Annotated in this window: 18 protein-coding genes and 1 pseudogene; 10 read left to right on the plus strand and 9 right to left on the minus strand. The window is 67.4% G+C overall.

What is annotated here, in order from left to right:
• Nucleotides 1-53: 53 nt before the first annotated feature.
• Nucleotides 54-1,908, minus strand: a pseudogene (locus ShzoTeo12_RS10480) (ABC transporter ATP-binding protein).
• Nucleotides 1,909-2,257: 349 nt separating this feature from the next.
• Between ShzoTeo12_RS10480 and ShzoTeo12_RS10485 the strand changes: the two are divergent.
• A complete protein-coding gene (locus ShzoTeo12_RS10485; protein WP_119257001.1) occupies nt 2,258-2,719 on the plus strand; it encodes a tRNA (cytidine(34)-2'-O)-methyltransferase in 462 nt (153 codons plus the stop codon).
• 1 nt (nt 2,720) lies between these two features.
• On the opposite strand, the gene ShzoTeo12_RS10490 is transcribed toward ShzoTeo12_RS10485, so the two are convergent.
• Both ShzoTeo12_RS10490 and ShzoTeo12_RS10495 read right to left on the minus strand, forming a co-directional pair.
• Complete coding sequence (locus ShzoTeo12_RS10490) at nt 2,721-3,929, minus strand: MFS transporter (RefSeq protein WP_318909631.1); 1,209 nt, start codon at nt 3,927-3,929, stop codon at nt 2,721-2,723.
• Nucleotides 3,926-4,498, minus strand: coding sequence for an NAD(P)H-dependent oxidoreductase (locus ShzoTeo12_RS10495; RefSeq protein WP_318909632.1), 573 nt, complete (start codon nt 4,496-4,498; stop codon nt 3,926-3,928). Before ShzoTeo12_RS10495 ends, ShzoTeo12_RS10490 begins: the two co-directional genes overlap by 4 nt.
• A gap of 73 nt (nt 4,499-4,571) precedes the next feature.
• On the opposite strand from ShzoTeo12_RS10495, the gene soxR reads away from it, so the two are divergent.
• Entirely contained in the window at nt 4,572-5,042 is a 471-nt protein-coding gene (gene soxR, locus ShzoTeo12_RS10500; RefSeq protein WP_119256998.1) for a redox-sensitive transcriptional activator SoxR, read from the plus strand.
• Here soxR and ShzoTeo12_RS10505 read toward each other — a convergent pair.
• Both ShzoTeo12_RS10505 and ShzoTeo12_RS10510 read right to left on the minus strand, forming a co-directional pair.
• Complete coding sequence (locus ShzoTeo12_RS10505) at nt 5,039-6,319, minus strand: hemolysin family protein (protein ID WP_119256997.1); 1,281 nt, start codon at nt 6,317-6,319, stop codon at nt 5,039-5,041. The genes soxR and ShzoTeo12_RS10505 overlap by 4 nt on opposite strands.
• Before the next feature lie 123 nt (nt 6,320-6,442).
• Complete coding sequence (locus ShzoTeo12_RS10510; RefSeq protein ID WP_119256996.1) at nt 6,443-6,700, minus strand: hypothetical protein; 258 nt, start codon at nt 6,698-6,700, stop codon at nt 6,443-6,445.
• Nucleotides 6,701-6,926: 226 nt separating this feature from the next.
• Between ShzoTeo12_RS10510 and hemF the strand changes: the two genes are divergently transcribed.
• The 3 genes from hemF to ShzoTeo12_RS10525 all read left to right on the plus strand — a co-directional run bounded on the left by hemF (nt 6,927) and on the right by ShzoTeo12_RS10525 (nt 8,489).
• Nucleotides 6,927-7,838: an oxygen-dependent coproporphyrinogen oxidase gene (hemF, locus tag ShzoTeo12_RS10515; RefSeq protein WP_318909635.1), complete on the plus strand. Its 912-nt coding sequence runs from the start codon at nt 6,927-6,929 to the stop codon at nt 7,836-7,838.
• Nucleotides 7,839-7,919: 81 nt separating this feature from the next.
• Complete coding sequence (locus ShzoTeo12_RS10520) at nt 7,920-8,171, plus strand: hypothetical protein (RefSeq protein WP_119256994.1); 252 nt, start codon at nt 7,920-7,922, stop codon at nt 8,169-8,171.
• A 126-nt stretch (nt 8,172-8,297) separates the two neighbouring features.
• Nucleotides 8,298-8,489 carry a DUF1059 domain-containing protein gene (locus ShzoTeo12_RS10525; RefSeq protein WP_119256993.1) on the plus strand — a complete coding sequence of 64 codons (192 nt, stop codon included), beginning with the start codon at nt 8,298-8,300 and terminating at the stop codon, nt 8,487-8,489.
• Between the two features lie 184 nt (nt 8,490-8,673).
• Here ShzoTeo12_RS10525 and ShzoTeo12_RS10530 read toward each other — a convergent pair whose 3' ends face one another.
• From ShzoTeo12_RS10530 to ShzoTeo12_RS10540, 3 genes are read right to left on the minus strand one after another with little or no spacing between them, the layout of a single operon-like run.
• Nucleotides 8,674-9,933, minus strand: coding sequence for a CCA tRNA nucleotidyltransferase (locus tag ShzoTeo12_RS10530; protein WP_318909637.1), 1,260 nt, complete (start codon nt 9,931-9,933; stop codon nt 8,674-8,676).
• Nucleotides 9,930-10,562: a CoA pyrophosphatase gene (locus ShzoTeo12_RS10535; RefSeq protein ID WP_318909639.1), complete on the minus strand. Its 633-nt coding sequence runs from the start codon at nt 10,560-10,562 to the stop codon at nt 9,930-9,932. Before ShzoTeo12_RS10535 ends, ShzoTeo12_RS10530 begins: the two co-directional genes overlap by 4 nt.
• Entirely contained in the window at nt 10,559-11,176 is a 618-nt protein-coding gene (locus tag ShzoTeo12_RS10540) for a DUF1285 domain-containing protein (RefSeq protein WP_318909641.1), read from the minus strand. Before ShzoTeo12_RS10540 ends, ShzoTeo12_RS10535 begins: the two co-directional genes overlap by 4 nt.
• A gap of 173 nt (nt 11,177-11,349) precedes the next feature.
• On the opposite strand from ShzoTeo12_RS10540, the gene ShzoTeo12_RS10545 reads away from it, so the two are divergent.
• The 5 genes from ShzoTeo12_RS10545 to ShzoTeo12_RS10565 all read left to right on the plus strand — a co-directional run bounded on the left by ShzoTeo12_RS10545 (nt 11,350) and on the right by ShzoTeo12_RS10565 (nt 18,888).
• The gene (locus ShzoTeo12_RS10545) at nt 11,350-12,363 is read left to right on the plus strand and encodes a MoxR family ATPase (protein WP_318909642.1); all 1,014 of its coding nucleotides are present in this window, start codon (nt 11,350-11,352) and stop codon (nt 12,361-12,363) included.
• Nucleotides 12,364-12,376: 13 nt separating this feature from the next.
• Nucleotides 12,377-13,297 (plus strand): DUF58 domain-containing protein, encoded by a 921-nt coding sequence (locus tag ShzoTeo12_RS10550; protein WP_318909644.1) that lies wholly within the window; start codon nt 12,377-12,379, stop codon nt 13,295-13,297.
• Nucleotides 13,294-16,101: a DUF4159 domain-containing protein gene (locus ShzoTeo12_RS10555; RefSeq protein ID WP_318909645.1), complete on the plus strand. Its 2,808-nt coding sequence runs from the start codon at nt 13,294-13,296 to the stop codon at nt 16,099-16,101. Before ShzoTeo12_RS10550 ends, ShzoTeo12_RS10555 begins: the two co-directional genes overlap by 4 nt.
• Nucleotide 16,102: 1 nt before the next feature.
• Nucleotides 16,103-18,175 (plus strand): hypothetical protein, encoded by a 2,073-nt coding sequence (locus tag ShzoTeo12_RS10560; protein WP_318909647.1) that lies wholly within the window; start codon nt 16,103-16,105, stop codon nt 18,173-18,175.
• Between the two features lie 176 nt (nt 18,176-18,351).
• The gene (locus ShzoTeo12_RS10565; protein WP_318909648.1) at nt 18,352-18,888 is read left to right on the plus strand and encodes a glyoxalase superfamily protein; all 537 of its coding nucleotides are present in this window, start codon (nt 18,352-18,354) and stop codon (nt 18,886-18,888) included.
• A 204-nt stretch (nt 18,889-19,092) separates the two neighbouring features.
• Here the strand turns inward: ShzoTeo12_RS10565 and ShzoTeo12_RS10570 are convergent, their stop codons facing one another.
• On the minus strand, nt 19,093-19,593 hold the full coding sequence (locus tag ShzoTeo12_RS10570) for a GNAT family N-acetyltransferase (RefSeq protein WP_119257172.1): 501 nt from the start codon (nt 19,591-19,593) through the stop codon (nt 19,093-19,095).
• Between the last annotated feature and the right edge of the window lie 114 nt (nt 19,594-19,707).

Below are 19,707 nucleotides of genomic sequence, written 5' to 3' on the forward strand. Positions count from 1 at the left end.
AGATAAGAACAGTTATGAAAACGCCCCGCCATGGGCGGGGCGCCGTCATTTCCTTATTCCGCCGCCGCGTCCGCCTCGGCCGTGTCGTCGGCGATGAAGCCGCCGGACTGGCGGGTCCACAGGTCGGCATAGATGCCGCCGTTGGCGACCAGCTCGGCATGGGTACCCATCTCGCGGATGCGGCCCTTGTCGAGCACGACGAGGCGATCCATCTCGGTCAGCGTCGAGAGGCGGTGGGCGATGGCGATCACCGTCTTGCCTTCCATGAGGGCGAAGAGGTTTTCCTGGATCGCCGCCTCGACCTCGGAATCGAGCGCCGAGGTCGCTTCGTCCAGCACCAGGATCGGCGCGTCCTTCAGGAAGACGCGAGCGATCGCGATGCGCTGGCGCTGGCCGCCGGAGAGCTTCACGCCGCGCTCGCCGACCTGCGCGTCGAGGCCGGAACGGCCCTGCTGGTCGCTGAGGCTCTCGATGAAGTCCCAGGCATTGGCCCGCCTTGCCGCCTCGATGATCTCCGCGTCGCTCGCATCCGGCTTGCCGTAGGCGATGTTGTCGCGGATCGAGCGGTGGAGCAGCGAGGTATCCTGCGTCACCACGCCGATCTGCGAGCGCAGGCTGTCCTGCGTCACCGTCGCGATATCCCTGCCGTCGATGGTGATCCTGCCGGATTCGAGATCGTAGAACCGCAGCAGCACGTTCATCAGCGTCGTCTTGCCGGCGCCGGAACGGCCGACGAGGCCGACCTTCTCGCCCGCCCCGATATTGAGCGACAGGTCCTCGATCACGCCCTTGTTCTTGCCGTTGGAAGCGGATGCGGTCGAAGCCGATGGCGCCCCTGGCGGCCGGCAGTGCCGGAGCCTGCGGCTCGTCCTCGATGTCGTGCGGCTTGGTCATCATGCCCATGCCGTCATAGACCGTGCCGATATTCTCGAAGAGCGCGGTCACTTCCCACATCACCCACTGCGACATGCCGTTGATGCGCATGGAAAGGCCGACGGCAACGGCGACGGCACCCACCGTCACGTCGCCCGCCATCCAGAAATGGATGCCGACGGCGGCGGTCAGGAACATCGCGACGACATTGTTGAGGTCGATCAGGATGTTGAACCGCGTGATGAGGCGCATCTGCCTGTGCACGGTCTGCAGGAAGCCGTCCATGCCCTCGCGGGCATAGGTCTCCTCCCGGCCGGCATGCGAGAACAGCTTGACGGTCGCGATGTTGGTGTAGCTGTCGACGATGCGGCCCGTCATCATCGAGCGCGCATCCGCCTGCTCGCGCGAAACCACCATCAGCTTCGGCACGAAGTAGCGCAGGATGCTCACATAGAAGACGAACCACACGACCAGCGGCACGACGAGCCGCAGGTCCGCCGAGGCGATGATCGCGATCATCGAGATGAAATAGCTCACCACATAGATGAAGACGTCGATGATCTTCATCACCGTCTCGCGCACGGCGAGCGCCGTCTGCATCACCTTCGTCGAGACGCGGCCGGCGAACTCGTTGGAGAAGAAGGTCATGCTCTGGCGGATCAGGTAGCGGTGCATCTGCCAGCGGGCGATCATCGGGAAATTGCCCGCGAGCGCCTGGTGCATTGTCATGGTGTGCAGCGCGCCGAAGCCCGGGATGAGGACGAGCAGCAGCACGGCCATCCAGACCAGCGTGCCGCTCTCGCGGGCAAGGAACGTGCCCGGATCGCCCGCGGACAGCCAGTCGATGATATTGCCGAGGAACTGGAAGAGCAGGACTTCGGCAATGCCGAGCACCATCGAGCAGAAGCCGAGCACGAAAAGCCACGGCGCCGCGGGGCGCGTATAGTGCCAAAGGAAGGCGAAAAGCCCCTTGGGCGGAAGCGAGGGCGCCTCCGCGGGATAGGGATTCAAACGTCTTTCGAACCAGCCGAACATGGCTTTCTCCGTAATAGAAAGGCGGAACCGGCACGGACGGCGCAAAACGGGCGCTGTCGGGAACGAGGTTCCGGTAAATTTGCCGCGGTGACGAAAAGCGTCACATGGCGATTTGAACTGAAGGCAATCTGGGAATCCGGGCGGCGAAATGCCTAAGCGAGAAGAGGCGTGATTCCAGCCGGGAGGCGTAGCCGATGCGTGTTATTCATCATGGTCCTCCTTCTTTCTCGCGTTGCAGATGGCTTCTGGTTAACCCGGAATGACGCAATTTTCCAGACACTTTGTCGCAAATTCGCATCTGCGGCCAATTCTGTTGCCTTGCCGCCACATCTCCATTAGGCGACAGGCCATGTCCGACCTGCGCATCGCCCTCTACCAGCCCGACATCGCCGGCAATACCGGCACGATCCTGCGTTTCGCCGCCTGCCTCGGCCTCGCCGTCGACATCATCGAGCCGGCCGGCTTCGACATTTCCGACCGCAGCCTGAAGCGGGCGGGCATGGATTATCTCGCCGCCGTGACGCTGACGCGGCATGTCAGCTGGGATCGTTTCGAGGAATGGCGGGCGGCGAGCGGCCGCCGGCTCGTGCTCGCCTCGACGAGGGCGGCGGGCCTCTATACGGATTTCGCCTACCGGCCGGACGATATCCTGCTCTTCGGCCGCGAAAGCGCCGGCGTGCCGGACCGCGTGCACGAGACGGCGGACGGCCGGGTGCTCATTCCCATGGTCGAGGGCCAGCGCTCGATCAACGTCGCGCTCTCCGCCGCCATGATCTGCGGCGAGGCGCTGCGCCAGACGGGCTTTGCCTGACCTAGCCATCGCCCGACCGCGCCGGCCGCGCGGCGAAGGCGACGAGGCCGATGGCCAGCACCACTGCTCCGACAAGCCCATAGGCGCCTCCGTATCCGAAGCGGCCGATCAGCGGCTGCGAGACGATGGGCGAGAGGAACTGGCCGGCGAAGATGCTGGAGACGAGCAGCCCCGACACGCGCCCGCGCAGGGCGGGCGGCGCCAACAGCATCGCGGCCGCGGCGAAATTCGGCATGATCGTGCCCATGCAGATACCCGAAACCGCCATGGCCAGAAGCACGCCGGCATAGCTCTCCACCATCGACAACAGGAGGAAGGAAAGCCCGGCGGACGCAAAGCCGAGGCCGAAGACGCCCATGATCCCCAGCCGGCGGCGGAAGGGCGCGAAGGCGAGCGCGCTCGCCACGCCGACGAGCTGCCCCGCGCCGATGGCCGCGCCCGCAAGGCTCGGTGCGGTAAAGCCGAGGCGTTCCAGAAAGAAGGGAAGCTGCGTGGGGATCATGTAGAAGGCGATCATGTTGACCGCCGCCGCGAGGAACAGGAGGCCGAGCAGCGCCATCTTTCGACCGCCGAGCCTCTCCTCCCCCGCCACCACCCCAGCCCGGCGCACGCGCTGCGGCTCCGGCAGGAAGGCCAGCGCCGCGGGCAGCAGCAGGATCGCCGCCGTATAGATGAGGAACGGCCCGCGCCAGTGGATTTCCGCAAGGAAGCCGCCGCCCGTCAGGAAGATCGTCCCGCCGATGCCGACGAAGGCCTGCTGCAGGCCCATGTAGCGGTCGCGCGCCGGCCCCTGGAAGAAGTCGCCGACCAGCGCCGTCGTCGCCGTCATGATGCCGCCGACGGCGATGCCGAGCACCGCCCGGCCGGCAAGAAGGCCGGGCAGTGTATCGAGCACCAGCCCGGAGGCGCCCGCGACGGAAAAGAGCGCGAGCGAGGCGAGCAGCAGGGGCTTGCGACCGAAGCGGTCGACGAGAAAGCCCGCGGCCGGCGAGAACAGCGCGATGAACACCGCCGGCAGCGTCAGCACGAGCCGGCTGAGTAGCGCGACGCTCTCCACCTCGGCGAACCGCGCCGCGATGCCCGGAAGCGAGGCGGAGATCGTCGCGCCGGACATGATGGTAAGCGTGCTGACGAAAAGCAGCGTCGCGTTGCGCCGGTATTCCTCCGGCGAGCGGGCGACCTCGGCCGTCGCGTAATGATCGGGCCTCATGCCGCCACCTCGTCATAGCGCGTCGCGATGCGCGCCGCCTTCAGCGCGTTCGCCCACCAGGTCAGCCGCTTCATCAACATGGCGAGCTGGCCGCTGAGTTGGCCGGGGCGGAATGGATTGCCGGCGGGATCGAACTGCGTCCAGGCATGGGGGAGGCTCACCGTGTCGCGGATCGCCACGGCATGAAGCTCGGCGAAGACCAGCCGCAACTGCTCCACCGCCCTGAGCCCGCCCGAGACGCCGCCATAGGAAACGAAGGCGATGGGCTTGGCGTGCCAGGGCCGGAAGCAGCAATCGATGATCGCCTTCAACGCGGCCGGATAGGCGTGATTGTATTCCGGCGTGACGATCAGGAAGGCATCCGCCTGCAGGATCAGGCTTTCGACCCGCTCCGCCGAGGGCTCGTCGAGGCCGCCGGGCGTGAAGGTCAGTTCTGCCGGGTCGATGCGGATGATGTCGTACTGGCCGAACCCGGCAAGCTCCGGTTCCAGCCACCCCGCGATCGTATCGGCAAAGCGCCCTTGCCGGCCGCTGCCATAGATGAGGGCGATGGTCAGTCTGTCTGTCATGCGGTTTCGCTCCGTGTTGGAAAAGCAGGGAGCGGCTGGTATAAAACCTCAAGTAAAGTTGAGGTCAACAGCCATGACGGAAAAATGTCCGAACGATGCCATGCCGCGCGAGCTCAGCGTCGGCGAAGTCGCCGAACGCAGCGGCGTCGCGGTTTCCACATTGCATTTCTACGAAACGAAAGGGCTGATCCGCAGCCAGCGCAACCGCGGCAACCAGCGGCGCTATCCGCGCAGCATCCTGCGCCGCGTCGCGGTGATCAAGGTCGCCCAGCGCACCGGCATTCCGCTGGCCGAGATCGCCGATGCGCTCTCCGTGCTGCCGCACGACCGGCCGCTCACCGCGCAGGACTGGCGAAAACTCTCGCAGACCTGGCGCACATTTCTGGACGACCGCATCGCGCGACTCACGAAGCTGCGCAACCAGCTCGACGGCTGCATCGGCTGCGGCTGCCTTTCGATGCGGGAATGCCCGCTGCGCAATCCGCTGGATACGCTGGCGGCGGAAGGTCCGGGCCCGAGACTGCTCGAGCCCGATCCGGCTTAATCGAGCCGCGAGGCGAGAAGCTTGTCGACGCGCCGGCCGTCCATGTCGACCACCTCGAAGCGCCAGCCCTGGGTTTCGGTGATCTCGCCGGTCTTCGGCAGCTTCTGGAGCGACTCGATGACGAGGCCGGCGGCCGTCTGGTAGCTGCGGCGGGCCGGCAGGGTCAGGCCGAGGCGGTCGGCCATCTCGTCGATGGGCATGGAGCCCGCGATGAGCCAGGAGCCGTCCTCGCGCTGCACCGCATATTCGTCGTCGCCTTCCTCGATATCGGCGCGGAACACGCCGGCAATCGCCTCCAGCACGTCGGCGGGGGTGATGATCCCCTCGAAGTGGCCGTATTCGTCATGGACGAGCAGGATCGGCATTTCCGAATTGCGCAGCGCCTCCAGCACGCGCATCGCATCCATCGTGTCGGGCACGATGGGCGCGGGGCGGACGAAGGAGCGGATGTCGAGCGGCTGGCCGGTCAGCATGGCAGAGAGCATCTCGCGCTTCTGCACGATGCCGACGATAGTCTCCGGCCCCCCATCGGCGACCGGCATGCGCGAATGCGGGCTTTCAGTGAGCTGCTGGCGGATCTCTTCCATCGTATCGCCGAGATCGATCCAGTCGACGTCGTTGCGCGGCGTCATGAGGCCGCGCGCCTCGCGGTCGGAAAAGCGCATGACGCCGGCGATCATCAGCTTCTCGCCGCCCTCGATGACGCCGGCGGCCTCGGCTTCGGCGACGATGGTCTTGATCTCCTCGTCGGTGACGACGCTTTCGGAGACCTCGTGCTGGCCGAGCAGGCGGAAGATCACCCGTGTCGAGGCGTCCAGCACCCAGACGGCCGGCGCGCCGATCTTGGACATCAGCGACATGGCCGGCGCGACCAGCGTCGCGAAGCGCTCGGGGTTCTTCAGCGCGATCTGCTTGGGCACCAGCTCGCCGATGACGACCGACAGGAAGGTGATGACGAAGATGACAATACCGTAGCCGAGCGGGTCGGCGAGCCAGTCCGGCACGCCCTCGGCAAAGAGGATGTCACGCAGGCGCCCGCCGAGCGCGGCACCGGAGAAGGCGCCGGCCAGGATGCCGATGAGCGTGATGCCGATCTGGACGGTGGAGAGGAATTTCCCGGGATTTTCCGCAAGCTTCAGCGCCGATGCGGCGCCACGCGAGCCCTGGGCGGCCATGGTCTTGAGGCGCGGCTTGCGCGAGGAAACGATGGAAAGTTCGGAAAGGGCAAAAACCCCGTTCAGGAGAATGAGGAAGACAGCGATCGCGAGTTCGAACAAGGACTATGAGCCGTGCTTGAGAACCGCAACGGCGCCTTTCTGTTGATGACGATGGCCGCAAGATAGGGGCGCGCGGGTTCGCCGTCAATCGAGCTTGCCGATCACGCTGTCGTCAGGCCCGCCTCAATCGGCGCTCGGCAACCGGCGCATGGTGAATTCGATGCGGTCGCCCTCCAGCATCCGCCAGCTTTCCACCTCGGTCCAGTAGGCGGCTTTCGGCCAGAGATCGAACCATTCGCGCGCCTTATCCCGCGCCGCCTGCCGTTCGAGGCAGAAGGTCTCGCGCACGAAATGCCCCTCGCCGCGAAAGGGCTTTTCGCGGCGGCGGCGCTCGATCTGGCGCCTCAGGCCTTCAAGGGGCGGTCCCGGAATGCGCGCCATGCAGGTTTCCTCCAGGGCGGATCCGGCGTTTGCATCCGAAGCCGCGTGAAACGTCTTGCTGCACTTTCAATAAAGGAAGATAGGCCAGCGCCTGCCCTTTTGCGAGTCCTGCGCCGGGCGCTCATTTCGCCCACGCGGTTGCAAAAAAGGGCAAAGTTAACGACTGTGGCCGAAATGCGATTCGGCGGCGCGGCCGCCAGCGGGAAACATCCCAGCGGGAAATATCATGGAACGACCAGACCTGCCGAAGGGCCTGCCCGAGGACATCGAAGACAAGAAGGCCATGGCGCGCGCCTGGTTCGAGCAGTTGCGCAACGCCATCTGCGCCAGCTTCGAGGCCCTCGAGGACGAGCTGGAAGGCCCCCTCTCCGACCTGCCGCCCGGCCGCTTCGTCGGCAAGGACTGGCTGCGCGAGGGCGGCGAAGGCGGCGGCGGGCGCATGTCGATGATGGAAGGCCGCGTCTTCGAAAAGGTCGGCGTCCATACGTCAACGGTCCATGGCGAGTTCTCGCCGGAATTCCGCGGCCAGATTCCCGGCGCGAGCGAAGACCCGCGCTTCTGGGCATCCGGCATCTCGCTGATCGCCCATCCGGTGAACCCCAACGTGCCGGCCGTGCATATGAACACCCGCATGGTCGTCACCACCAGCCGCTGGTTCGGCGGCGGCGCGGACCTGACGCCGGTGCTCGACCGCCGCCGCGTGATGAGCGACCCGGACACCGCCCTCTTCCACAAGGCGATGGAGATCGCCTGCAACCGCCATCCCGTCGCCGACCATGCGAAGTTCAAGGACTGGTGCGACGAATACTTCTTCCTCAAGCACCGGAACGAGCCGCGCGGCACCGGCGGCATCTTCTACGACTGGCTGCATTCGCCGGAAGAGCTCGGCGGCTGGAATGCCGACTTCGCCTTCACGCAGGATGTCGGCCGCGCCTTCGCCATGGTCTATCCGAAGATCGTTCGCTCCAACTTCAACAAGGGCTGGACGGAGGAGGACCGCGACGAGCAGCTCGTGCGGCGCGGGCGCTATGTCGAGTTCAACCTGCTCTACGACCGCGGCACGATCTTCGGCCTGAAGACCGGCGGCAACGTCGATTCCATCCTCTCCTCCATGCCCCCGGTGGTGCGCTGGCCGTGAGCCGCTAGCGCGCTTGTGATTACGGTTTGCCTTTCCTCGGTGGTACGATGCTTCCAGCATGATTCCACGGAGGAGGCAGTCATGATCAATAAGATGCAGGACGCAGTGCATTCGGGCCTCGACCCGCAATCCGCCGATTTTCTCGACCGTTACGCCGAAACCATCCGCGCCGAGAGCGGCATGGACCTGCCGCATGCCTATTTCGTCGAGGAGGCCCGGCTGCGGCTTTCCCGCGAAAACGTCCACACCATCGCCGGGCGCAGGGCAAGGCCCGAGCCGCTCGGCTCGTCCGCCTGCTTCGACTGCTGGGCCAGGGACGAGGACGCCGCCTGACGGCGGGGAACCGGACGCAAGCTTCGCCGTTTCCGAAGACGGCCGACACGGCCGCAGACCCGTCGCGGTTTGGCCGGAACGGCCTCATCTGCTATACTCGTCCCGTTGAAACGACAGGAGATAGTCATGAGACTTTTTGAATGCGGTTCACTCGTCCCCGGATGCGACTGGCACACGCGCGCCCATGACGACGCCGAAGTCGTCCGCCGCGCGGTGGAGCACATGCGCACGGCCCATGGTGAAACCACCATCCGGGAAAGCATGGTCGAGCACATCAAGGAACGCATCGTCGATGAAAAGGCGGCGGATGCCGCCTGACGGAGGAAGGGCCCTCGCTGGCCGGTTGCTGTCGGTGAGGAAAGGCCCCTCCCCAACCCCTCCCCACAAGGGGGAGGGGCTTAACGTGCCGCCCCGTTGGCATTCGTTATAGAACGGCGAGCAAGCCTCTATCTTTCTCCCCCCTTGTGGGGGAGATGCCGGCAGGCAGAGGGGCCTTTGGGCGTCAATTAGCCTTCACAAAGGCATCCAGCCGCGAAAGCAGCCTGGCCCGATCCTCATGAAAGTTCCCGGCCACCCACTCGTCCTCGATGGCCGAGAGCGCCGCGCCGACCGTCGGCCCGGCGGGAACGCCCGCGGCCAGCACATCCGCACCCGTCAGCGGGAAGGACGGCTTGCGCCACTTCTCCGCGCGCGTCAGAAGACGCTGGCAGAGGCCGGAAAAGGCAAGCGCCTCGGGATCGCCGAGCCCGCGTGCGCGCGCAGCGGCGAGCGCCAGCTTGAGGCGCATGGTCAGCCCCGAAGGTCCGTTCCGATAGAGCAGCCGGTCGAAGGCCGTCTCGGCCAGTTTCGGCGCGATCTCGGGGGCGGCCGCCCAATGGTCGAGCGTCGCGGCTTCCGCCTTCGAAAAGCGCAGGCGCCCGGCGAGCGTCTTCAACCGTTCCCGGTCGGCCGGCACCATGGCGGCAAGGCGCAGCATGGCGTCCGGCTTCCAGCCAAAAGCCTTTTCCGCCGCGATCAGGCCGGGGATCGCGTCGATGCCCCACTTTTCCGTCTCCGGCAGGATTTCCGTCAGCACGCCCGCCTGCCGCATCCACAGCAGCGCACGGCCGGGATCGGGCGCGCCGAGCAGCTTCTTCGTCTCGGACCAGACCCGCTCGGCGGAAAGCTTCGCAAGGCTTGCCTTCGCCCGCGCGCAGGCCTTCAGGCCCTCGGCATCCGGCCGGCCGCTGCCGTAGAGCGCGAAGAAACGGAAGAAGCGCAGGATGCGCAGGTGATCCTCCGCGATGCGCGTTGCCGCATCGCCGATGAAGCGGACCGTGCGGCTCTCGATATCCGGCAGGCCGTTCACCAGGTCGACCACCGTCCCGTCCTGCTTCGCATAGAGCGCGTTGATGGTGAGGTCGCGCCGCTCGGCGTCTGTCTGCCAGTCCGTGCCGAAGGCGACGTCCGCGTGGCGGCCATTGGTCGAAACGTCCCGGCGCAGCGTCGTCACCTCGAAGGGCGTGCCGTCGATGACCAGCGTCACCGTGCCGTGCTCGATGCCCGTCGGCACCGCCTTGATGCCCGCCGCCTTCGCGCGCTCGACCACCGCCTCCGGCCGCAGCGTCGTCGCGATATCCACATCGGCCACCGGCAGGCCCATCAGGCTGTTGCGCACGGCCCCGCCCGCCACGCGCCCCTCGCCGCCGTCGCTATTGAGCAAGGCCAGCACGCGCACGAGCGCCGGATCGGAAAACCACGCCTCGCCCGAGACAGACGTCATGCATAAAGCCTTTCATAGATCACCCGCACGATGCCGGCGGTGATGCCCCAGATATTATGCCCCTCATAGGGCATGCGATAATAATGCCGCTCGCCGCCGAGCCAGATGCCGCTGCCCTGTTCATGGTTGCGCGGATCCATGAGGAAGGAGAGCGGCACGTCGAAGACCGTCTCCACCTCGGCGGGGTTGGGGACCAGCTCGAAACCCGGCCGCACGACCGCCAGCACCGGCGTGATCGAGAAGCCGGAAAGCGCCTTGTACTGCGGCAGCCGCCCGACCGGCTCGACGAAGCGGCGGTCGAGGCTGATCTCCTCCTCCGCCTCGCGCATCGCGGCCGCCTCGGCATCCTCGTCCTCCGCGTCCACCGCCCCGCCCGGAAAGGCGACCTGGCCGGAATGCTTGCGCATCGTCGCCGTGCGCTGGGTGAAGATGACGCGCGCCTCCTCCCCGTCGTCGACGACGGGGATCAGTACCGCCGCATCGCGCAGCTTCATATCCTCCAGATGGGGAATGACGCCGGGATTGAGCAGGCTGTCGCCATGATCACGCCAGCTCTCCTCGCCGAGCGTCAGGTTCTGCTCGATGGCCCGGCGGCGGAACTCCGCGGCGCTGTAGGGCGCAAAGCTCATCGGGACAAGGCATCCAGCTCGGCCGCCGGCATGACCGGGAAGACCACGCCGCTGGAGCGCACCGCGAACATCGGAACGCCGTCGATCTCGACCGTCTCGCCAAGCTCCACCAGATCGTACATCACCGCCCGCGAAACCAGCGCCTCCAGCCGGCCGCGCACGAGAAGATAGGGCTTCAGCTCGCTGTTTTCGCCGGCGATCACGAAGCGCAGGGGATGCTCCGCCCCCGCCTCCACCACGTCGCCGACATTGGTGCGGAAGGTCAGCACCTGCGCCGCGCCCTCCCCGCTTGCATTCATCTCGACGGCGAGGAACGGCGCGTCCGCGACGCGGATGCCGACTTTCTCGACCGGCGTCACCAGATAGGTCTTCCCGTCCTCGTCCTTGCGCAGCACCGTGGAAAAAAGCCGCACCAGCGGCGCGCGGCCGATGGGCGTGCCGAGATAGAACCACGTGCCGTCGGCGCGGATCTCCATGTCGATATCGCCGCAGAACGGCGGGTTCCAGCGCTCGACGGGCGGCAGCCCGCGCCCGCCGGTCTCGGCGCTCGCGCGCGAGATCAGGGCGGCCAGTCCCGCGGCATCCGTGCTGTCGCCAATTTCACCTGTTGCCATTGTTCCGTCCCGGTTCATCCCTATCTCCGCGAGAGGAAAAGGTGGATACACACACGAGATAGTCATTTCGTGGCCGCTTGTCAGCCACGGCTGGGCTAATAAGCTCTCAAGAACGGGACGCGCGCGGCAGAGCCACGATTCGTCCAAGGTTTCAAACGGCACTGGAGACGACCATGGGCGTTCAGAATTCCTCCGAGGCGAGCCTCGACGAGAAGGCGGTGGTCGCCGCCGCCGAACGCGCGCTCTCCGATATCGCCCGCGTCCGCCAGGAAGTCGCCAAGGTCATCTTCGGCCAGGAAAGCGTCGTGGAGCAGACCATGCTCGCCGTGCTCTCCGGCGGCCATGCGCTGCTGGTCGGCGTGCCGGGCCTTGCCAAGACCAAGCTGGTCGCCACGCTCGGCACCGTGCTCGGCCTTTCCGCAAGCCGCATCCAGTTCACGCCCGACCTGATGCCCTCCGATATCCTCGGCTCGGAGGTGATGGACCAGGACGACAACGGCAAGCGCTCCTTCCGCTTCGTGCCCGGCCCGATCTTCACCCAGCTCCTGATGGCCGACGAGATCAACCGCGCCTCGCCGCGCACCCAGTCCGCCCTCTTGCAGGCCATGCAGGAATACCATGTGACGGTCGCAGGCGCCCGCAACGACCTGCCGAAGCCCTTCCATGTGCTGGCGACGCAGAACCCGCTGGAGCAGGAAGGCACCTACCCGCTGCCCGAGGCCCAGCTCGACCGTTTCCTGCTGCAGGTCGACGTACACTATCCGGAACTTGCCGCCGAACGGCAGATCCTCCTCGAAACCACCGGCGTCAGCGAGGCGCAGGCGGAAGCTGCGATCTCCGCCGACCGTCTCATCGAGATCCAGACCCTCATCCGCCAGATGCCTGTCAGCGAGAAGGTGCTCGACGCGATCCTCTCGCTGGTGCGCTCGGCGCGCCCCGGCAACGGCATCGCCTCCACCGACAGGCATGTCGCTTGGGGCCCCGGCCCGCGCGCCGGCCAGGCGATGATGCTCTGCGCGAGAGCCCGCGCGCTCTATGACGGCCGCCTCGCGCCCTCCGTCGACGACGTGCTGGCGCTTGCCGAGCCGGTCCTCCAGCACCGCATGGCGCTGACCTTCGGCGCGCGCGCCGAGGGCATGTCGGTGCGCGACGTCATCGCCGATCTCGTCCGGCAGGCGGGCGGCTGAACAGGATAGAAGCATGGCATCCGTCGGCCAGATCGTCCAACCGACCCCGACCCGCGACGTGCTCTCGCGGGCGCAGGCCCGTGCCGCCCTCGTTCCCGACTGCATGGTGGAGGCCCAGCGCCTCGCCAACACGGTGATCGCCGGCTGGCACGGCCGGCGCAAGCGCGGCATCGGCGAGAATTTCTGGCAGTTCCGCCCCTATGTCGACGGCGAGAGCCTGTCGCGCATCGACTGGCGGCGCTCGGCCCGCGACGACCATACCTATGTGCGCGACCGCGAATGGGAGGCCGCCCACACCGTCTGGATCTGGGCCGATCTTTCCCCCTCGATGATGTACAAGTCCACCTTCGGCGCCGTCTCGAAGGAGAGCCGCGCGCTCGTCCTCATGCTGGCGCTCGCCGAAATCCTCGCCCGCTCCGGCGAGCGCATCGGCTGCCCCGGCATCATGGAGCCCATCGCCGCGCGCAACGCCGCCGAGCGCCTCGCGACCGCCCTGATGCACAATCCCGCGGCCGGTGGCCTGCCGGACACCGCCATGATCCGCGGCAACAGCGATATCGTGCTGATCGGCGATTTCCTCGATCCCGTCGCGGACGTGATGGACCGCCTCGGCCCCCTCGCCCGGCGCGGCCTGCGCGGCCATGTCGTCGAGGTCGCGGATCCGGCGGAAGAGCTCTTCCCCTATGCCGGCCGCACCGAATTCACCGATCCCGAGAGCGGCATGAAGCTGACGGCCGGCCGCGCCGAGACGCTGAAGGACGACTATGCCCGCGCCTATGCCGCGCGCCGCGAGAGCCTTGCCGACAACCTCCGCCATCTCGGCTGGAGCTTCATCACCCACCGCACAGACCGCCTCGCCTCCGAGGCACTGGTCGCTGTGCATGCCTATCTTTCCGGCCTACCGGCGATGAAGACGGAGGGCATTGGCCGATGAGCGCTTTCGCCTTCGCCTTTCCCGCCGTGCTGACCGCGCTGGTGCTTTTGCCCGTCATCTGGTGGCTGCTGCGCCTGACGCCGCCCAAGCCCGTCACCGAGGTCTTCCCGCCCTTCGCCATCCTCGCCTCGATCCTCAAGCGCGAGGAGACGCCGGCGCAGAGCCCCTGGTGGCTGACGCTGCTGCGCATGCTGATGGCCGCCGCCGTCATCCTCGCCATCGCCGACCCGGTCTTCAACCCGCGCACCAGCACGCTGGCGACCGGCGGCCCGCTCGTCCTCGTCGTGGACAACAGCTGGGCCGCCGCCACTGACTGGAAGCAGCGCGTCGAGACCGCCTCCATGCTGATCGACGATGCCGAAGGCCGCGACCTGCCGGTCTCGCTGGTGCTGACCGCCGACCGCCAGCAGGATGCCGTGCCGGTCGATGCCGTGACGGCCCGCAACCGCCTCGCCGCCGCCGAGCCGCGCCCGCTGCCGGCCGACCGCAAGGCGGCCGTTGCCGCGCTGCACACCGCGCTCGACGGCGCAAGCCCCGGCACCATCGCCTTCATCACCGACGGCATGGCGGGCGAGGCGACCGACGACACGGTCGCGGCCCTGCAGGCCCTCTCCCCGGCCGACTTCCGCCTGATCGCAGGCGATGGCGCACCCGCCGTCGCCATCACCGCGGCGTCCAACGGGGCGGATGCGCTTTCCGTCACCCTCACCCGCCTCGACGGCGGCCCGGCGCGCAGCCTGCCGCTGACGGCGCATGACGGCCACGGCCGGCCGATCGCTGCCGGCACCGCCGATTTCGCCGCCGGCGCGACGACCACGACCGGCACGATCACCGCGCCCTTCGAACTGCGCAACGATTTCGCCCGCATCACCGTCGACGGGCTCGCCAATGCCGGCGGCGCCTATCTCCTGGACGACGGCTTCCGCCGCCGCCGCGTCGCCTTCCTTTCCGGCGAGGTGGTGGACAATACCCAGCCGCTGCTTTCGCCGCTGCACTATATCAACCGCGCCCTCGCGCCCTATGCCGACCTGATCGAGCCGAGCATCGCCGACCTCTCGGTCGCGATCCCCGAACTGCTCGAGCAGAACCCCTCCGTGCTCATCATGGCCGATATCGGCCGCCTGCCGGGCGACGTGCAGGACAAGGTGAAGCGCTGGATCGAAGGCGGCGGCATGCTGATCCGCTTCGCCGGCCCGCGCCTTGCCGCCGCGCCCGCCGACGACCCGCTGGTGCCCGTCATGCTGCGCAAGGGCGAGCGCGCGCTCGGCGGCGCGCTCTCCTGGTCCGAGCCGCAGCCGCTATCGGCCTATCCCGCGAACAGCCCCTTCTTCGGCATGCACGCGCCGGAAAACATCCTCGTCAAGCGCCAGGTGCTCGCCGAGCCGACGCCGGACCTTGCCGACCGCACCTGGGCAAGCCTTGCCGACGGCACGCCGCTGGTGACGACCGGCCCGCTCGGCGCGGGCAGCATCGTGCTCTTCCATGTCAGCGCGGAGACCGGCTGGTCCAACCTGCCGCTTTCGGGCGATTTCGTGGAAATGCTCCGCCGCACCGTGCAGCTCTCGCGCAGCAGCGGCGCCTCGGCGAAGAGCGGCGAACAGGCGAAGGGCCTGCCGCCCTACCGCCTGATGACCGCGGGCGGCACGCTCGCCGCGGCGACCGGCGAGGCAAGGCCGCTCGTCGTGGACGGCGCGAAAAAGATCGCCAGCTTCGACAACCCGCCCGGCCTCTACGGCACGGAGGACGGCTATGTCGCGCACAACCTCTTCCCACCCGGCCATGAAATCCGCCCGCTCGCGCTTCCCGAAGGCGCTTCCATCCAGCGCGAGCCGCTCGCCGGCAAGGAGACCTGGTCGCTGAAACCCTATCTCTTCACCCTCGCCGCCCTCCTGCTTCTGGCGGACTGCGCCATCGTGCTCCTCATGGGCGGCGCCTTCGCCGCCGCCGCCCGCAGCGTGCCGAAGCGCGGCGCGACCGCCGCCATGCTGCTGGCGCTCGCCGCCGGAACGCTCGCGGGCCTGCCCTCCGAAAGCCGGGCGAACGATGCCAGGCCGGGAGACGAGGTGCTGATGTCGCGGCTCGATACGACACATCTCGCCTATGTCGTCACCGGCGAGAGCGATGTGGACCGCATTTCCGAGCGCGGCCTTGCCGGCCTCACGGAATTCCTCACCTACCGCACCACGCTCGAGCCCGGCGAGCCGGTCGGCGTCGACATTTCGCGCGACGAGCTGGCGCTCTACCCGATCATCTACTGGCCGGTGAGCGCTTCGGCCGAAATGCCCTCCAGCACCGCGATCAGCCGCATCGACGCCTATATGCGCAACGGCGGCACCGTGCTGTTCGACACACGCGACCAGTTCACCTCGCTCGACGGCAATGCGACGAGCCCGAACACCGAACGCCTGCAGGCGATCCTCGCCAATCTCGACATTCCGCCGCTGGAGCCCGTCCCGGCCGATCACGTCCTGACCAAGGCCTTCTACCTGCTCTCCAATTTCCCCGGCCGCTATGCCGGCGGCCCGCTGTGGATCGAGGCGGAGCTCGACCGCAAGGAGGACCCGTCACGCCCAGCCCGCGCGGGCGACGGCGTATCGCCGATCATGATCACCGGCAACGATTTCGCCGGCGCCTGGGCGATCGACGCCAATGGCATGCCGCTCCTGCCGACCGTTCCGCCCGACGATGTGCAGCGCGACCACGCCTTCCGCGCCGGCGTCAACATCATGATGTACATGCTCACCGGCAACTACAAGGCGGACCAGGTGCACGTTCCCGCCCTGCTCGAACGGCTGGGGCAGTGACATGACCTTTCAGTTCTCCCCCTTCCTGCCCTGGCTCGCCATCGCCCTCATCGGCGCCGCGGGCCTCGCGCTCGCCGCGCTCGGCTTCTGGCGCGGCCTGCGCGGCGCCGTCCTGCGCGCGCTGGCGCTCGCCCTCCTGGTGCTCGCCCTTGCCAATCCGGTCTTCCTGCAGGAGGATCGCGAGGCGCTCTCGACCGTCGTGCCGGTCATCGTCGACCGCAGCCAGAGCCAGGACAACGAGGACCGCACGGCTCAGACCAATGCCGCGCTGGAAGGCCTCAAGGAGCGCTTCGCCCGCTATCCGCGCATCGAGCCGCGCATCGTGGAAGCCGGCGACGACGGCAAGTCGGACACGCCCTCCACCCGCCTCTTCGACGCGCTGAACGCCGCCATCGCCGATGTGCCGCGCTCGCGCGTCGGCGGCGCGATCCTCATCACCGACGGCCAGGTGCACGACATTCCCGAGGCCTCCGCCTTCTCCAGCTTCGACGCCCCGGTCCATGCCCTCGTCACCGGCCGGCCGGACGAGTTCGACCGCCGCATCGAGGTGGTCAGCGCCCCGCGCTTCGGCATCGTCGGCGAGGAGCAGGAGCTGAAATTCCGCGTGGTGGACGACGGCAAGGGACCGGACACGCCGGCCCGCGTGACCGTCCGCCTCAACGGCAACCAGATCGCCTCGGAGATCGCCCAGCCCGGCACCGAGCAGCCGCTCGGCTTCACCGTGCCGCGCGGCGGCAACAACATCCTTGAGTTCGAGGTGGAGCCGGTGACAGGCGAGATCACCACCGCCAACAACCGCGCCGTCCATGTCATCGAGGGCATCCGCGAAAACCTGCGCGTGCTGCTCGTCTCCGGCGAGCCGCATGCCGGCGAGCGCGCCTGGCGCAACCTGCTGAAGTCCGACACGGCCATCGACCTCGTGCACTTCACGATCCTGCGCCCGCCGGAAAAGCAGGACGGCACGCCGATCAACGAACTGTCGCTGATCGCCTTCCCGACGCGCGAGCTCTTCGTCGACAAGATCAAGGAATTCGACCTCATCATCTTCGACCGCTACCAGCACCGCGGCGTGCTGCCGATCCTCTATTACGACAACATCGCGCAATATGTGGAGAATGGCGGCGCGCTGCTGATCGCGGCGGGGCCGGAGCATGCGGGCAACGATTCCATCGCCGGCACGCCGCTCTCGGCCGTGCTGCCGGCGACGCCGACCGGCGCGATGAACGAGGCGCCCTTCTATCCGCGGCTTTCCGAACAGGGCAAGAAGCACCCCGTCACGCGCGGCCTCGAAGGCGCCAACGACGAGCCGCCCCATTGGGGCCGCTGGTTCCGCACCGTCGACGTCGAGCGCCCGGAAGGCAATGTCGTGATGGAGGCCAATGACGGCAAGCCGCTGCTGGTGCTGAACCGCGCCGGCAAGGGCCGCGTCGCCATGCTGCTTTCCGACCAGGGCTGGCTCTGGGCGCGCGGTTTCGAGGGCGGCGGCCCGCATGCCTCGCTCTACCGGCGCACCGCGCACTGGCTGATGCAGGAGCCGGCGCTGGAGGAGGAGGCGCTGACCGCGCGCACCTTCGGCCGCACGCTCCAGATCAACCGCCAGACCATCGGCGACGCACCGGGCGAGGCGACGCTGAAGCTGCCCTCCGGCAAGACGCAGCGCGTGGCGCTCACCGAGGCAGAACCCGGCCTCTACCGCGCCGAGGTGCAGACCGCCGAGACGGGCCTCTACGAGATCACCAATGGCGACCTCAACGCCCTCGTCCATGTCGGCGCGGTCGACGCCCCGGAATTCAAGGCGACGATCTCGACGACCGAGACGCTGAAGCCGCTCGCCGATGCCACGAAGGGCACGGTCCGCCGGCTCGTCGCCGAGAACGGCGAGGCCATCTCCCTGCCGCCGCTCCTGCCGGTTTCCGGACAGGTGCGCAGCATCGACGAGAACCGGCTGTCGCTGCACATGACGGACGAGACGGTGCTGAAAGGCATCAACTCGCTGCCGCTCTTCGCCGGCTTTGCCGGCGTCGGCCTGCTGCTGCTCGCCTTCTCGGCCATGTGGTATCGCGAAGGGCGTTGACCACGCCTGCGTTTGCGCTAATCTCCCCGCACGGCCGGAGGCGGCCGGCAGACCCGCGCCTTTTCGAAGGCATGGCGAACGCCTCCTCAACAACCTTTCTCCACCGTTCATCGTTGGGCGAAGGCGTCGGCAATGCGGGCACTGACGGGGACTTCGCCGGAACGGAAGGAACGGACATGCGCGATTTTCGCGATGCCAAGGCCATGGCGAAAGCCATGCGGGAAACGCTGGCCGCCCGCAATATCGAGATCGGCCACAGCGAAGCCCTCGAAATCGTCGCCCGCCAGTTCGGCGTGGAAACCTGGAACATCCTCTCCGCGAAGATCGAGGCGAAGCCGCAGGAAGACGGCATCGCCTTCGAGCAGGCGGTGCCTATCGTGCGCATCTTCGACGTGGCGAAGGCGCATGAATTCTACCTCGGCTTCCTCGGCTTTTCCGTCGACTGGGAGCACCGCTACGGCGAAAACTTCCCGCTCTACACGCAGGTCTCGCGCGGCGGGCTGCGGCTGCATCTTTCCGAACATGCCGGCGACGCCACGCCCGGCGGCAACATGGTCGTCTACATGACGGGCATCCGCGCCTTCCAGAAGGAACTGATCGGCAAGGACTACCGCTACATGAAGCCGGGGCTGGAGGACGAGGGCTCGCGGCTGGAGGTGACGGTGACCGACCCCTTCCAGAACCGCATCCGCTTCATGGAGTTGAAGGGGTAAGGATTCTTCTGCGCCTCCCGGGGCCTTCCTATAACGCCCCTGCTTCGCGGGGCCACCCCCTCTGCCTGCCGGCATCTCCCCCACAAGGGGGGAGAAGAAGGAAGCTTACTCATCGTTCGAAATGGAATGCAAAGGGTGCAGCACTTTAAGTCCCTCCCCCTTGTGGGGAGGGATTTAGGGAGGGGTCTTCCTTGCGAGGGGCCTTCACGCCCGCCAGGCGATGACGCCCTTCAGCCGCTCATGCGTATCCGCCGCGAAGGGCATGACAAGCACCCGCGCCGGATCCACCGGACCGGGAAACGCCAGCGCATTCCACGCCACCTTCTCGAAGCCAAGCGGGCCGTAATAGGGTGGATCGCCGACGAGGACCACGGCCTCCGAGCCCTTCCGCTTGGCTGCGGCGCAGGCGATGCGCAGCAGCTCCCGGCCGATGCCCCGGTTCTTGTGCGAGGGCCTGACGGCGAGCGGGCCGAGAAGATGCGCCTTCACCCCGCCGGCCATGACGGGCGTCATGCGCACGGAGGCGATCGTCTCGCCGTCATCCGTGCAGACGAAGGAGAGCGAGAGGTCGTGCGGTCCCTGCTCGCGGATGCGCGCGGCGGCGCGGACATGCCGGCCGGGGCCGAAGGCTTCCTCGTTGATCAGTTCGATGGCGGCGTCGTGGGAGGCATCTTCCGTCAGGTAGACGATATCGTGCTTGAGCATGTTCATGGATCAGGGAACCGGATACGAAGCTGTGGATGCGGGTGATCGCGCCGCCGCCGAAGGGGGCGCAGCGTGAGCATCAGCGTCGTCGTGGGGTTCCCGTATAGAACATGC

The sequence above is a fragment of the Shinella zoogloeoides genome (genome assembly GCF_033705735.1).
Taxonomy (GTDB): domain Bacteria; phylum Pseudomonadota; class Alphaproteobacteria; order Rhizobiales; family Rhizobiaceae; genus Shinella; species Shinella zoogloeoides_A.

What these genes read in the sequence shown, in the direction of transcription:
- ShzoTeo12_RS10570 (WP_119257172.1), bottom strand. Translation starts at nt 19,593, where the DNA reads ATGCTCAAGCACGATATCGTCTACCTGACGGAAGATGCCTCCCACGAC.
- ShzoTeo12_RS10545 (WP_318909642.1), top strand. Translation starts at nt 11,350, where the DNA reads ATGGGCGTTCAGAATTCCTCCGAGGCGAGCCTCGACGAGAAGGCGGTG.
- ShzoTeo12_RS10490 (WP_318909631.1), bottom strand. Translation starts at nt 3,929, where the DNA reads ATGAGGCCCGATCATTACGCGACGGCCGAGGTCGCCCGCTCGCCGGAG.
- ShzoTeo12_RS10550 (WP_318909644.1), top strand. Translation starts at nt 12,377, where the DNA reads ATGGCATCCGTCGGCCAGATCGTCCAACCGACCCCGACCCGCGACGTG.
- ShzoTeo12_RS10555 (WP_318909645.1), top strand. Translation starts at nt 13,294, where the DNA reads ATGAGCGCTTTCGCCTTCGCCTTTCCCGCCGTGCTGACCGCGCTGGTG.
- hemF (WP_318909635.1), top strand. Translation starts at nt 6,927, where the DNA reads ATGGAACGACCAGACCTGCCGAAGGGCCTGCCCGAGGACATCGAAGAC.
- ShzoTeo12_RS10535 (WP_318909639.1), bottom strand. Translation starts at nt 10,562, where the DNA reads ATGAGCTTTGCGCCCTACAGCGCCGCGGAGTTCCGCCGCCGGGCCATC.
- soxR (WP_119256998.1), top strand. Translation starts at nt 4,572, where the DNA reads ATGACGGAAAAATGTCCGAACGATGCCATGCCGCGCGAGCTCAGCGTC.
- ShzoTeo12_RS10495 (WP_318909632.1), bottom strand. Translation starts at nt 4,498, where the DNA reads ATGACAGACAGACTGACCATCGCCCTCATCTATGGCAGCGGCCGGCAA.
- ShzoTeo12_RS10560 (WP_318909647.1), top strand. Translation starts at nt 16,103, where the DNA reads ATGACCTTTCAGTTCTCCCCCTTCCTGCCCTGGCTCGCCATCGCCCTC.
- ShzoTeo12_RS10525 (WP_119256993.1), top strand. Translation starts at nt 8,298, where the DNA reads ATGAGACTTTTTGAATGCGGTTCACTCGTCCCCGGATGCGACTGGCAC.
- ShzoTeo12_RS10540 (WP_318909641.1), bottom strand. Translation starts at nt 11,176, where the DNA reads ATGGCAACAGGTGAAATTGGCGACAGCACGGATGCCGCGGGACTGGCC.
- ShzoTeo12_RS10520 (WP_119256994.1), top strand. Translation starts at nt 7,920, where the DNA reads ATGATCAATAAGATGCAGGACGCAGTGCATTCGGGCCTCGACCCGCAA.
- ShzoTeo12_RS10510 (WP_119256996.1), bottom strand. Translation starts at nt 6,700, where the DNA reads ATGGCGCGCATTCCGGGACCGCCCCTTGAAGGCCTGAGGCGCCAGATC.
- ShzoTeo12_RS10485 (WP_119257001.1), top strand. Translation starts at nt 2,258, where the DNA reads ATGTCCGACCTGCGCATCGCCCTCTACCAGCCCGACATCGCCGGCAAT.
- ShzoTeo12_RS10565 (WP_318909648.1), top strand. Translation starts at nt 18,352, where the DNA reads ATGCGCGATTTTCGCGATGCCAAGGCCATGGCGAAAGCCATGCGGGAA.
- ShzoTeo12_RS10530 (WP_318909637.1), bottom strand. Translation starts at nt 9,933, where the DNA reads ATGACGTCTGTCTCGGGCGAGGCGTGGTTTTCCGATCCGGCGCTCGTG.